10 protein-coding genes are annotated in these 13,746 nt (G+C 59.6%); 6 read left to right on the top strand and 4 right to left on the bottom strand.

Annotation, left to right across the window (positions count from 1 at the left end):
- Positions 1-35 precede the first annotated feature (35 nt).
- The 3 genes from wecB (at position 36) to OOZ52_RS11065 (ending at position 5,908) form a co-directional block, all read left to right on the top strand.
- Complete coding sequence (gene wecB, locus OOZ52_RS11075) at positions 36-1,211, top strand: non-hydrolyzing UDP-N-acetylglucosamine 2-epimerase (protein WP_274698589.1); 1,176 nt, start codon at positions 36-38, stop codon at positions 1,209-1,211.
- On the top strand, positions 1,208-2,476 hold the full coding sequence (wecC, locus tag OOZ52_RS11070) for a UDP-N-acetyl-D-mannosamine dehydrogenase (RefSeq protein ID WP_274698588.1): 1,269 nt from the start codon (positions 1,208-1,210) through the stop codon (positions 2,474-2,476). Before wecB ends, wecC begins: the two co-directional genes overlap by 4 nt.
- A gap of 129 nt (positions 2,477-2,605) precedes the next feature.
- A complete protein-coding gene (locus tag OOZ52_RS11065; protein ID WP_274698587.1) occupies positions 2,606-5,908 on the top strand; it encodes a S41 family peptidase in 3,303 nt (1,100 codons plus the stop codon).
- A 71-nt stretch (positions 5,909-5,979) separates the two neighbouring features.
- Here OOZ52_RS11065 and OOZ52_RS11060 read toward each other — a convergent pair whose 3' ends face one another.
- The 3 genes from OOZ52_RS11060 to purF all read right to left on the bottom strand — a co-directional run bounded on the left by OOZ52_RS11060 (position 5,980) and on the right by purF (position 8,654).
- Entirely contained in the window at positions 5,980-6,321 is a 342-nt protein-coding gene (locus OOZ52_RS11060; RefSeq protein ID WP_446698127.1) for a PilZ domain-containing protein, read from the bottom strand.
- A 99-nt stretch (positions 6,322-6,420) separates the two neighbouring features.
- On the bottom strand, positions 6,421-7,152 hold the full coding sequence (locus tag OOZ52_RS11055; protein ID WP_274698585.1) for an SDR family NAD(P)-dependent oxidoreductase: 732 nt from the start codon (positions 7,150-7,152) through the stop codon (positions 6,421-6,423).
- Entirely contained in the window at positions 7,152-8,654 is a 1,503-nt protein-coding gene (gene purF, locus OOZ52_RS11050; RefSeq protein ID WP_274698584.1) for an amidophosphoribosyltransferase, read from the bottom strand. The genes OOZ52_RS11055 and purF overlap by 1 nt, the downstream gene beginning before the upstream one ends.
- A gap of 113 nt (positions 8,655-8,767) precedes the next feature.
- Here purF and OOZ52_RS11045 point away from each other — a divergent pair, with 113 nt between their 5' ends.
- Complete coding sequence (locus OOZ52_RS11045; RefSeq protein WP_274698583.1) at positions 8,768-10,774, top strand: polysaccharide biosynthesis protein; 2,007 nt, start codon at positions 8,768-8,770, stop codon at positions 10,772-10,774.
- 21 nt (positions 10,775-10,795) lie between these two features.
- Here the strand turns inward: OOZ52_RS11045 and OOZ52_RS11040 are convergent, their stop codons facing one another.
- Positions 10,796-11,380 (bottom strand): sugar transferase, encoded by a 585-nt coding sequence (locus OOZ52_RS11040; protein ID WP_274698582.1) that lies wholly within the window; start codon positions 11,378-11,380, stop codon positions 10,796-10,798.
- A 97-nt stretch (positions 11,381-11,477) separates the two neighbouring features.
- On the opposite strand from OOZ52_RS11040, the gene OOZ52_RS11035 reads away from it, so the two are divergent.
- Entirely contained in the window at positions 11,478-12,356 is an 879-nt protein-coding gene (locus tag OOZ52_RS11035) for an NAD-dependent epimerase/dehydratase family protein (RefSeq protein WP_274698581.1), read from the top strand.
- Entirely contained in the window at positions 12,353-13,564 is a 1,212-nt protein-coding gene (locus OOZ52_RS11030) for a glycosyltransferase family 4 protein (protein ID WP_274698580.1), read from the top strand. The genes OOZ52_RS11035 and OOZ52_RS11030 overlap by 4 nt, the downstream gene beginning before the upstream one ends.
- The last annotated feature ends 182 nt before the right edge of the window (positions 13,565-13,746 follow it).

Raw genomic sequence — 13,746 nt, 5'->3', positions numbered from 1 at the left:
AGGATATTTTTACGCGGAATCGCTAAGGCTTGCGCGTGGTTGAACTTAGTCCTGACTCTATCACCGGCGCCCATCAGGTGACGCCTGTCCTGCTCGTCTTCGGCACGCGTCCGGAAGCGATCAAGATGTTGCCCGTGGTGCGCGCACTGCGGCAGGTGCCCGAACTCGATTTGAAAGTCGTGACAACCGGCCAGCATCGCGAGATGCTCGATCAGGTTTTTGCGGTGTTCGACGAGGCTCCGGACATCGATCTCAACCTGATGACACCGGGGCAGACGCTATCGGACATTACTGCCCGCGTGATGCGCGAAATGGATGCGCTGATCGCCGAGCATAAGCCCGGTCTGGTTATGGTGCACGGCGACACAACCAGCGCGATGGCAGCGGGACTTTCCGCCTTCTACAACCGCGTGCCTGTCGGCCATGTCGAAGCAGGCCTTCGCAGCCACGATATCCAGCGCCCGTGGCCTGAAGAGTATAACCGCGTGTCCATTGATGCCGTGGCGGAGCTGCTCTGGGCCCCCACCAGCATTGCTGCGCAGAACCTCAAGAAAGAACGGCCCGAGAAGCAGGGCAACGTGCGGCATATCGAAATCACGGGCAATTCCGGGATCGATGCGCTGCTACACGTTGCCGGTACATTGCAGGGTAATGAGTTGGAAGGCCTCGGGCTTTCGCTCGACCCGGCGAAAAAACTTGTGCTCGTCACTGGCCACCGCCGTGAAAGCTTTGGCGACGGATTTGCACGCATTTGCGATGCGCTGAAGGCACTGGCCGAACGCGGCGATGCAGAGATTGTCTATCCCGTACACCTCAATCCGCAGGTTAAGAGCGTAGTGGAAGAGCGACTGGGCGATACGGGCAATGTCCACCTGATCCCGCCTGTCGACTACGTTCAGATGGTCGCGCTGATGCAGGCCGCACACTTTGTTCTGACAGATAGCGGCGGCATTCAGGAAGAAGCGCCAGCGCTGGGCAAGCCCGTCCTCGTCATGCGCGAAGTAACCGAGCGGCCCGAAGCGGTTGCGACGGGCGTTGCGCAGATCGTCGGTACTTCTGTCGAAGGTATTATGGCCGCAGCCACGCGGCTCCTCAACGAACCCGATCATTACGAGCGCCGCGCGCGCAAGGTCTTCCCCTATGGCGACGGCACCGCCGCCCAAAAGATCGCCGCCAGCGTAGCCCAATTCGTGAAAGCCAAAGCACAATGAAAGTCTGTACCGTAGGTCTTGGCTATATTGGCCTGCCGACTGCCGCCATGTTGGCGAGCCGTGGTCACGAGGTCATCGGCCTCGACGTGAACGAAAGCGTCGTCGATGCAGTGAACGCTGGCCAGGCGCATTTCCAAGAGCCGGACTTGCAGATGCTGCTTTCGGCTGCGGTCGATACCAAGCGCCTGCGCGCGACAACCACGCCAGAATCGGCCGAATTCTTCCTGATCGCCGTGCCCACGCCGATGGTGAACGAAGGGCCGGACATGACCTTCGTAGAGGCCGCCGCGCGCACCATCGCGCCGGTGCTCGAAAAGGGCAATGTGGTGATCCTCGAGAGTACCTCTCCCGTCGGCTCGACCGAGCGGCTGGGCGAGATCCTGGCAGAGGAACGCCCCGACCTGACTTTCCCTCGATATCGCGATGAAGACAGCCAGGCCGATGTTGCGCTGTGCCATTGCCCCGAACGAATCCTGCCAGGGCAGATGCTGCGCGAGCTCGTCAGCAACGATCGTATCATCGGCGGCCTGACGCAGGACTGCGCGAACAAGGCGGCAGCGCTCTACCAGACCTTCGTGATGGGCACCTGCTACATCACCGACAGCCGCGTGGCGGAGCTCTGTAAGCTCTCCGAAAACGCCTATCGCGACGTCAATATCGCTTTCGCCAATGAGCTTTCGATCATCTGTGACAAACTCGGCACCGATATCTGGCAGGTCCGCGAACTGGCAAACCAGCACCCTCGCGTGAACATCCTTATGCCCGGGGCAGGGGTGGGCGGTCACTGCATCGCGGTGGACCCGTGGTTCATCGTGTCGAGCGCGCCAGACGAGGCTCGCCTGATTCGCATGGCGCGCGTTGTGAATGACGACAAACCGCACCGCGTCGTGTCGCAAGTGCGCGCACTGGCAGACAAGTTCAAGGTGCCGACCGTTGCCTGCTACGGCATTACCTACAAACCCGACGTCGACGACGTGCGCGAGAGCCCAGCCCTCGAAATCGTCGAGATGGTGGCGGAGATCGAAGGCGCAAAAGTGCTGGTGGTGGAGCCGAACCTTTCCGCATTGCCCGCATCACTCGCTGACCGTGAAAACGTGAAACTTGTCACCTCGGACGAAGCCCGCGAAGCCGCCGATATCGTGACCTTCCTCGTCGGCCACCGCCAGTTCAAGCGGCTCGAAGGCGACAGCTACCTGCAGAAAGCCGTGGTCGATACGACCGGCATGTTTTCGACCCGCAAAGCGAAGGCGGTGGAGCGGGATTAGGCCGCCTCGGGCGGATCATCCGACCAACAGCTGACCCGTTTCTGCAAGCGACATGGGGTGCACAAGTGGCGCCTTGTCACCACACCACCTTCTGGTCATTCTCCCGCGATCAAATTCAGGGGGACTTCCATGAAGCGTATCGCCACTCTCGCCGCCGCTCTGCTCGCTACCACGGCTTCGCCTGCTTTCGCCGAGGAGGGGTTCTACCAGTATCCGGCGGCGCACGGTGATACTCTGGTGTTTGCCAGCGAAGGCGACCTGTGGCGCTCGGCGCGGGATGGTGGTTCGGCGATCCGGCTGACCAATCACGAGGAGGAGGAGACCAATCCGGCGATTTCTCCTGACGGGCGCTGGGTGGCTTTCAACGCTGCTTACGACAGTTCAAACGATGTCTATGTCATGCCCGTTGCCGGCGGAGCGCCGCGGCGGTTGACCTTTGAAGGCGGCGGAGTGCGCACCGTCGGCTGGACGCCCGATGGCCGGGTGGTGTTCTCGTCCTCTGCCGAGGGCGGTGGGCAAGCCGAAGTCCTCTACACCGTCGATCCCGCTGGCGGCGGTGCAACGCCTATCCCGCTTTGGCGCGCGCATGACGCGACTTATGGCAGCGATGGCAGTCTGTTCTTCTCGCGCCGTGGCTTGCGAACCCGGGCGAACGACAACGCGGTGCAATATCGCGGCGGCGGCATGATGCAGCTGTGGCGCTGGACCGGCGGCAATGCCGAGGCGACACAGCTACTTGCCGATTTCGGCGCTCCGATCCGCAACCCGATGGCGCATGGCGGCCGCATCTACTTTGTGTCCGACCGGAGCGGTGCGGATGCCGTGTGGTCGGTTGCCGAGGATGGTAGCGGTGTGACGCAGCATTCGGAAGAATTCGCTTTCCCGGTACTTCAGGCGAGCATGGATGGCGGTGACATCGTGCTGCAGAACGGCGCCGATCTTCACGTCTTCTCCACTGCCTCCAACACGCTCAGCACCCTGTCACTCGATATCGTCTCCGACCGCGAGCAGACCCGTCCACGCACCATCGACAATCCGCTTACGCTCACCGATGCGGCAAACATCGCGCCTTCGGGCGAACGGGTGGCGGTTACCGCGCGTGGCCGCGTGGCGCTGGGCGCTCCGGGGCAGGCACGCCGCGTCGAACTGACGCTGCCGATGGATGCACGTGCACGCGAAGCTGTCGAAAGCCCCGATGGGGAGCAGGTGTTCCTGATACTTGACCGCGGCGACGCGCGCGACCTTTACAGCGTTCCAGCCGATGGTTCGGGCGAGCCCACTGCGATCACGCGCGGCTATGATGCGCATATCTGGTCTTTCGATGTCGCCCCCGATGGTGAAAGCCTGATCGTGCGCGACAAGGCCGCGCGACTGCAACGCGTTGATGTGGCGACGGGCCGCGTAACCCTGCTGCGTCAGAACGACAGCGGCAGCGACAATCCCTTCTCCGGCGTGAGCTTCTCTCCCGATGGTGACTACGTAGCCTATGCCGAGGGTGGACGCGAGAACGGTGGCAACACGTCAGACATCTATGTGCAGAATGTCGCCACCGGCGCACGCGTTCGCGGCACTTCTGGCAAGTACAACGACTATGCCCCTGCCTTTGCGCATGACGGCGCGTGGCTCTATTTCATCTCTGATCGCAATTTTGCCCCGTCCCCCGGCAGCCCGTGGGGTGACCGCAACATGGGCGTCGGTTTTCCCGATCGCGGCGGAATCTACGCTCTCCAGCTCGATCCCGAGTCCGATTTCCGCTTCACCGAGGAGAATGAGCTGACCCGCTCCTCAGATGAAGAAGAAGAGAGCGAAGGGGCTTCAGCCGAGGGAGAAGAGGGCGAAAGCAGCGAGGAGGAGGAAGCCTCCGCAAATATCGTTCTGAGCGGACTGGCAGACCGCCTGTATCAGGTGCCTGCCGACGCTGGTGTCGGGCGCATGCTGCTGGCGACCGAGAACTTCCTCTACACCTTCCGCGATGACGACGCGATTTCGATCAAGATCGACCGTCGCGACGCCGAAGAGAAGACCTTTGCCGCTGATGCGCAAAGTCTCAGCCTTTCGGCAGATCGTGAGGCGGTGCTTGTCATCGGCCGGTCTAATGGCCAGCCGACATTTGCATTGGTCCCTGCGGCAGATGATGTGCCCGATGATATGGCTCCCAACCGCGTGCGCCTCGGCGATTGGCGGGTCACCATCGATCCGGTTTCCGAGTGGCAGCAGATGTTCGTCGATGCCTGGAGGATGCACCGCGATTTCGCCTATGATCCTGCCTTGCGCGGGGTCGACTGGAATGCGGTGCGCGCGCAGCATGAGCCGCTGCTCTCGCGTATCGGACACCGCGCGGAACTGAACACGATTCTCGGCCAGATGGCCTCGCAACTCGGCATCCTGCACAGCCAGGTCCGCTCCGGCGATCTGCCCGAAGATGGCGAGAACAGTGATATGGCTTTCCTCGGCGCGGAATATACGCCGGTCTCGGGCGGACTGCGGATCGACCGCATCTATCGCGCAGAGGCAGACCTGGTTTCACAGCGCCCGGCCTTGCGTCGTCCGGGTGTTGATGTTCGCGCGGGTGACATCATTCGCCGCGTAGATGGCCGACCGGTTGCTTCGCTCGCAGACCTGCGGCTCGCGCTGGCATCCAAGTCGGGCCAGCAGGTGCGGCTCGACCTGACCCGTGCAGGTGCATCGACCAGCGCTATTGTCGAGCCGATGAGCTGGGGCGGGGCGCGCACGGCAGCCTATTGGGACTTCGTTGAAACCAACCGCGCCGCTGTGGATGCCGCAACAGAAGGAAGCATTGGCTACATCCACCTGCGATCCATGGGCTCGGGTGACATTGCGACCTTTGCGCGCGATTACTTTGCGCAGATGGATCGGCCCGGCCTGATCATCGACGTGCGCGGAAACAACGGCGGCAATATCGATTCGATCATCATCAACCAGTTCCTTCGCCAGCCGTGGGCCTTCTGGACCGATCCCGAAGGAGAAGGTGTTGCCACAACCAATATGCAGAATGCCTATCGGGGGCATGTTGTCGTGCTGATTGACGAGCGGACCTATTCGGATGGCGAGACGTTCGCGGCGGGCATGAAATCGCTCGGCCTTGCGCCGCTCGTAGGTACCCGCACGGCAGGGGCTGGCATCTGGCTGTCCGATCGCAATCGCCTCGTCGACAACGGCGCGGTACGCGTTGCCGAATATGCCCAGTACGACATCAACGGAAACTGGATCCTCGAGGGATACGGTGTCGGCCCCGACTACGAAGTCGAGAACATGCCGCACGCCCGTTTCAACGGCCAGGATGCGCAGCTGGGCACGGCGATATCGCTGCTGAACCAGCGCATGACCGAGGAGCCGGTAACGCCGCTAAGGCCTCGTGCGCTTCCGCCGCTCGGCACGCCGGGAAGGGATGTGCAGAGGCTTCCGGACTAGGGCACCGCACAAAAGAAAAGGGCCCCGAAGGAGCCCTTTTCACTTTGACCAGGTTTTGCGGGTGGTCGTAATCAGCCCTTGAACGATCCGTCGCCGCGGTAACGGGCGAGGATGTTATCATGGACGATCGGACTGAGCAGGTTTGTGAAGGCGCAACCGGCGGTGCCGTTTTCCCACCACACGACCTCTGCCTGGAGACTTTCAAGACCGGGCAGGGTCAACCAGCAGATCGAACCGACGTGCATGCGATTGAGGGCGGTGGCGGAAAAGCCACTCAGCGACAGGTCGTTGACCACCGTCTGGAAGGCACGATTGCCCGATGCACGAAGCTGCGCCGGGATCATGATGCGCGTGCGGGGGGCGCTGCGATCTTCCTGGGCGGCGATGTCGTATCGACCGATTGTATTCTGCATGCTCATCGTCAGACAAACCTATTCTAAGCTGTACGGTCCCTACCCGTGTGCTTTGCGCAGAATGTCGGGAAATGCTTACCACGGAGTTACCAGGTAAGGTTAAGAGGATGTTTCCACCCGCTCGCGGTGCAAGTTGGCGAATCCGTCTTCGGCCAGTTCTGCGATACGGTCCGCAACAGCCTCTGGCGGCTTCACTGTTTGCGGATCTTCGCCCGGATAGGCGCGGGCACGCATGGCCGTGCGAGTCGCGCCCGGGTCGATTATCGCGATGCGGATTTCGGAAATGCGCTCCACTTCCTTGCCGTGGCTGAGGAGCAGGTTTTCGAACGCTGCCTTGGTCGCGCCATAGGCTCCCCAGAACGGGCGCGGCTCTGCACCGACAGAGCTGGTGAGGCCGATGATCTTGCCCGCCTCAGATCGTTTCAGCAGCGGATCGAAACCGGCAATCAGCGCCTGCGTGGCGAGCACGTTGAGCGTGAGGGCTTCGTTGAAGCTCTTCGGCTCGATTTGCGTGACGGGCGTAAGCACAGGGAGCTGCGCTGCACAGATCACCAGCAGGTCGAGCTTTTCCCAGCGTTCCGCAATCGCCTGCGCAAGGCGGCCCACGCTCTCGCCATCGGTCAGGTCCATTGGCGCAATCGTGGCTGTGCCGCCTGCTTCATGGATGGCGTCTTCCACGCCTTCGAGGTCTTTCACGCGGCGGCCGGTGATCACTACGTGTGCCCCTTTGGCAGCCAAAGCCTTGGCAGTCGCTGCGCCGATCCCGCGGCTGGAACCGGTGACAAGCGCGACCTGGCCCGCAAGCGGGCCCGTAGAAGAAGTGTCAGACATCAAGCGTCCTCGTTTTCAGGGGTTTGCACACCCTTGCTTACATCCAATGTCAATTGCGCCTCGCCGTGTTCACGGCGCGCGAGATCAGTAAGCGGGGTGGGGTAGTCGCCGGAGAAGCAGGCATCGCAATACTGCGGGCAGGCATTGTCACGACCGGCCATTCCCACTGCGCGGTAAAGCCCGTCCATCGAAACAAAGGCGAGGCTATCGGCCTGGATGAATTCGCGCATGGCAGGAAGATCCATCCGGCCCGCGAGCAGTTTGGAACGCTCGGGCGTATCGACTCCGTAATAGCAGCCATGACCGGTTGGCGGGCTGGCGACGCGGAAATGCACTTCGGCGGCGCCTGCATCGCGCATGATCTGCACGATCTTCATGCTGGTCGTGCCGCGCACGATCGAATCGTCGATCAGGACGATGCGCTTGCCTTCCACGATGGCGCGGTTGGCATTGTGCTTGCGCTTTACGCCTGCGTGGCGCGCGCCGTCGCTTGGCTGGATGAAGGTGCGCCCGACGTAGTGCGAGCGGATAATGCCCAGCTCGAACGGGATACCGCTCTCTTGCGCGTAGCCGATAGCAGCCGGAACACCGCTGTCTGGCACGGGAACGACAAGGTCCGCCTCGCAAGGGCTTTCCTTGGCGAGCTCGATCCCGATGCTCTTGCGGCTGTCGTAGACGGAGCGTTTGTTGAAGATCGAATCGGGCCGGCTGAAGTAAACGTGTTCGAAAATGCAGGGGCGGGCGGGCACGTTGCCGAACGGGCGATGTGTGCGCATGGTCCCGTCGAAATCGACCTCGATAAATTCGCCCGGATCAACCTGCCGCTCGAAGGTCGCACCCACGACGTCGAGCGCCACTGTCTCGCTGGCGAACACGGTTGCATCGCCCAGCTTGCCCATCACCAGCGGGCGAATACCCATCGGATCGCGGCACACGGCCATTCCGCGCGGCGTCATGACGATCAGCGCATATGCGCCTTCGACCATGCGCAGTGCGTCGATCAGCTTGTCCAGCATGGTCGGATAACGGCTGGTTGCGACCAGATGGATGATAACCTCGGTGTCAGAGGTCGACTGGAAAATCGCACCCTTTTCGACCAGATCCTGCCGCAGCGTTGCAGCGTTGGATATGTTACCGTTGTGCGCCACCGCGAAACCGCCGCTTGCCAGATCCGCATAGAGCGGCTGCACGTTGCGTAGGCCCGATCCGCCAGTGGTGGAATAGCGGACGTGGCCGGCGGACATGTGTCCCGGAAGTTCAGCGAGTGATTCTTCGGTGCCGAAGTTCTCCGCCACATGGCCAATCGCTCGCCGTGTGTAGAACTCGCTGCCGTTGAAACTGGTGATACCGACAGCTTCCTGGCCGCGGTGCTGCAAGGCGTGGAGCCCCAGTGCCGTTACGCCCGAAGCTTTGTTATCTCCGCCGATAATGCCGAACACACCGCATTCTTCATGCAGTTTGTCGTCACCGCTTTCGTCGAGAAAAGGATGGGTGAAATTCATCGAATTTCCGTCTGTGGCCTGCCGCGTCGCCCTAATGACGATGTTGCAGGGCGATTACAAGGGTGGGTGGAGATGCACAAGGCAGCTGTCGCCCGCAAATGTGAGAAAGGTTTTTGCTGCACTGCAAAAAACTCGACGTTCTTTGCTTCCTAATACAGCCTTTTGAATGTAGTGGCCTTGCCATGAGCTTTATCGAAGCAACCAGGAAGTCTTGGCGTAAGCGCATCAAGGATGCGACGGTTTCGCTCGTTCGTATTCCGCGGATGCAAAAAAGCCTCATGGTTTTTGCGGCCGATGTAACACTCTGTATCTTGGCTACTTTCGTGGCGTTTTCGCTCAGGGTTGGCGCGTTGAGCTTCCCTGTCTCAGAGCCACTGTTCTTCGCCGCAGTCGCGGTGCCGCTGTTTGCTCCGATATTCTACTTGAGCGGCGTCTATTCCACCATTTTCCGCTTTGCCGGTGCGCGCACAATCTTCAATCTGGGCAAGGCTACTTTTGCCTATTCCCTACCTCTGATGATCGTGTTTCTTTTCCGGCAAGTTCCGGACATTCCACGTACCGTTGCGGTCATCCAGCCAATCCTGTTCTTCTGTTTGATGGCGACGGCACGTGTCGGAATTCGTTATCTTGTGACCGATGTCGTCTTGGCCGATCACTTTGGGGGCGGGATTCAGCGGGTGATGATCTTTGGTGCGGGGGCCGCCGGACAACAACTGGCGCTTGCGATGCGCCACGAACCCAATCTGATGCTGGTCGGCTTTATCGATGATGATAAGCGATTGCGCGGGCAGCGCCTCAACGAAACGCGCATCTTCCACAGCAGTGAACTCAGCAAGGCTATCGAGAAAAGACGTGTCGACAGGGTCATGCTTGCGCTTCCCAATGCTTCACGCAAAAGGCGCGCCCAGATCATCGAGCAACTGCGACCGTATAAGGTCAGCGTTCTGACACTGCCAGCAGTGTCAGAGATCGTTGATGGCACCGTTTCGGTAAATGACCTCAAGGAAATCCAGATCGAGGATCTGCTTGGCCGTGATACCGTGCCGCCCAACGAGATACTGTTGGGCAAGACCATCGTGGGCAAGACGGTACTTGTGACAGGTGCGGGAGGCTCGATTGGCAGCGAACTTTGTCGTCAAATCGTCCAAATCGGGCCAAAAACCCTGGTTTTGCTCGAAATATCCGAGTTTGCATTATACTCGATAGAGATGGAGCTGGCCGCGCTTGCTGCAGAGCTGGGCCGAGAAATAGAGATTGTTCCGGTATTGGGTTCGGCTGCCGACCGTGAGACGGTGGACAGTGTTTTTCGTCTCTGGCAGCCGCAAACGGTCTATCATGCAGCGGCTTACAAACACGTGCCACTGGTGGAAGCCAACCCGCTTGAAGGCATCCGTAACAATGTATTGGGCACTGCGCGCCTTCTCGCGGCCGTTGAGCAATTCGGCGCGGCCGATTTTATTCTGATCAGTACGGACAAGGCCGTGCGGCCTACCAATGTCATGGGCGCATCAAAGCGCGCGGCCGAGCAGTTGGTGCAGTCACGGGCATCGGAAGCCCGCGAGGGACGTTACTCCATGGTCCGGTTCGGAAACGTCCTGGGATCTAGCGGTTCGGTTGTGCCGCTCTTCCGCCAGCAGATTGAAGCCGGTGGGCCGGTCACGCTTACTCACAAGGACGTGAATCGGTACTTCATGACGATTCCGGAGGCTGCCTTGCTGGTTATTCAGGCAGGCGGCATGGCGCGTGGAGGCGAGGTCTTCGTGCTCGATATGGGCAAGCCTGTACGGATTGGCGATCTTGCACAGACGATGATCGAGTTGTCCGGATTGACCGTTTACGACGAACACGAGAATCCCGACGGAGACATCGAGATAACGGAAGTCGGTCTGCGGCCTGGCGAGAAACTGTATGAAGAACTGTTGATCGGTAGCAAGCCCGAGAAGACGGACCACAAGCGCATCATGAAAGCTTCGGAGGCCTTTGCTGACCGAGCATCACTCGATCAGTTCGTTACAACGATCGAGCGTTGTACAAGCAATGATGAGGCAATTGGTGCTCTGATGAAGATCGTTCCGGAATTTGATCATGATCGCGATGTGAAGGCGGCAAGGGCCGAATAAGCCGGCGCACAAGCAAGCGCTCTAGTGCTGGACATCCTTGCTGGAGATAACTTTCCAGGCAGTCATCGCAATTATCTTCGCATCGAACCAGAATGAACGGTTTTCCATGTACTCTCGCTCAAGCTTCACCTTGACAGGGAGCGGTAACTCGTCGCGCCCGTTGATCTGCGCCCAACCGGTCAAGCCCGGCACCAGATCGGCAACGCCGGCTTCGTGCCTCAATGCCATCAAATCATCCTGGTTGAACAATGCCGGTCGCGGCCCGACCAACGACATCTCGCCAATCAGGATGCACCACAGCTGGGGAATCTCATCAAGGCTGCTACGGCGCAGGAAACCTCCAATTGGGGTCAACATGCTGTCCGCGTCATCGAGCAGGTGCGTGGCCACAGCCGGGGTTCCGACGCGCATCGTTCTGAACTTGGGCATTCTGAAAGTGCCGCTTCCTGCCGCCACCCGGTCGGACCAGTACAGTACCGGGCCTTTCGATGTGGCCTTGATCGCAAGAGAAATGACCAGAACAACCGGGATGGCAATGATGCCGACCGCCAACGATACAAGGATATCGAGCGAGCGTTTCGCCAGTGCGTAGATTTTTCGATCCATTGTCAATCCGGTAAACAGTTCGCGCGGCTTAATGGGAACTTGCCTAATGCCAGTCAACGCTTTCCTCGCTTAATGGCCTGTGCCAAAGGGCGCTCCCATGAAAAAGGGCCGCGATATTGCAATAGTCGGAGGGAGCAGTGCGATCGCTCGCCTGCTTGTGCAGAAGCACTTTCCCGAAGCTACACTGTTCGTCAGAAAATCATCCGGCAACAACGAGAGGATCGTTGCCCGGTATCAGCAGGTATCGGCGCAGGATCTGGAAGGGTTCGCGGTCGTTATCAATTGCGCCGGTGCCGTGGATGCGCCCGAGGACGATCTTAATGATGCAAATGTGGAATTGCCCCGAAGGTTGTCGCTGGCCTGCGGTAAGGCCGGGGTAGATAGGTTGGTCCACATTTCGTCTTTTTCAGTTTACGGATTCCAGAAGCGTATCGGAGCTGCCACAGCGCCTCAGCCTCGCAGCGCATATGGTTTGAGCAAACTTCGCGGCGACGAGGCAATGCTGGAAGCCGCCGCTGGAGGTTTGAAATGTGTGTCTCTACGGCTCCCGGCAATTCTGGATCCTCTCAAAGGTGGGCGAAAGGTCGAAAAACTGCTCAACACGTGGCGCCGCCTTGGTTGGTGGCCCGTGCCGATGGATGACATCAGCCGCTCCATGATTTCGACTGAGCTTGCCGCAGACGCTATCGCACTGCTTGCTGCCAATGATGATGGGGGGATCCGCTTCGCTGCCGATCCGCAACCGTTCACTTATGCGTTGGCAGCGCGCGCGATAGAGGAAGGAAGCGGAAAGCCTGTGCGTAGTCTAGCGGTACCAAAATGGGCCTCCGCATGTATCGGCAAAGTGTCGCCGGGAGCTTACGCCAACCTGTTCGAAGACAGCTTGCTCGATCCGGAAGACAATCTGCTGCGCCAGCATCACAGCGATCTTTTCAGCACCTTGGGTGCGATCGTGCGCTCGGGAAAACCTCAATGAACAAGCCGCGTCTCTGGGTCGTTTCAGAACTCTATTATCCCGAGGAAACATCAACCGGGTACTTCGTCACGCATATTGCCCAGGGCCTTGCGGACCGGTTCGAGGTGAAGGCGCTTTGCAGTCGCCCAACTTACAGCGAGCGAGATATGAACGTCCCCGCGCGCGAGACGCATGCCGGTGTTGAGATCAGGCGGGCGTGGTCGACCAGGTTCGACAAGGATGGGTTGGTTGGCAGACTTTTGAATCTGCTGACCCTGACTTTCAGCATTTCAATTCGCGCGCTTTTCAGCTTTGGCAAAGGTGACCGGGTTCTTGTGCTCACCAACCCACCGACCTTGCCGCCAATTGTCGGTTTCATCGCCCGCTTGAAGGGGGCAAGGCCGTTCTTGCTCGTCCACGATGTCTATCCAGAAGTGTTGGTAGCTACTGGCTTCATCAAGAGCGGCGGTGTGGTTGATCGCCTGCTTGGTACATTTATCGGGTCGACCTATCGCCTCTATGAAAAGATCGTCGTGCTAGGACGCGATATGGCGAAGGTAGCCGAACGCCGGGTTGGTAATGAGCATGATCGCGTAATGGTCATCCCCAATTGGGGAGATGTTGATGAGATCCGCCCAATTGAGGCAGACCAGAACCCGTTTTCCGCCAAGCACAACCCTGAACAGCGTGCGATCATCCAGTTTTCCGGTAATATCGGGCGGACACACGATGTCGAGGCGATCCTTGAGGCGGCTCGCAGCCTGGGTGACCGCGATGACATCGCCGTCCAGTTCGTTGGCTTCGGTGGCAAGGCATCGCTGGTTTCAGCCGCAGAAAAACCGGGAATACCGCTGCTTCAGCTACCCCGTCAGCCGCGTGACATGCTTCCCGGAATGCTGAGCGGTGCCGACGCGGTCGTCATTGCCTTTGTCGACAACATGCTTGGCGTTTCCGTGCCCAGCCGGATGTATAATGTCATGGCTGCAGGCACGCCGATCATCGCTATGGCCCATCCGGAATCCGAATTGGCACTGGTTGTCAAAGAAGAAGAGTGCGGGTGGGTGCTGCCTCCCGGAGACGCGGATGGACTGGCACGGATAATGGAACATATCGTCAGCGCGGAGGGGCGCGCAGAGGCTGCGCAACGCGGTTTACGCGGAAGGAAAGCTGTCATCAGGAGCTATTCGCTACCGGCAATTCTTGCCGATTTCCGCCATTTGCTGGATTAGTTCGGTCAAACTGCCGGACTGCGGGGGTTGATCCGTGGCTGGTACGGGCTACAGGCGCACGATATTCTCGATCAGAAAACAGGATCATAGCGTGTCTGAAGCCAAAGCAAAAACAGCACTTATAACGGGAGTGACGGGACAGGATGGAGCCTATCTTTCGCATTTGTTGCTGGAGAAGGGTT

This window comes from Aurantiacibacter sp. D1-12 (assembly GCF_028858515.1).
Taxonomy (GTDB): Bacteria; Pseudomonadota; Alphaproteobacteria; order Sphingomonadales; family Sphingomonadaceae; genus Alteraurantiacibacter.
This window is presented reverse-complemented; position numbering and strand designations above follow the sequence as displayed.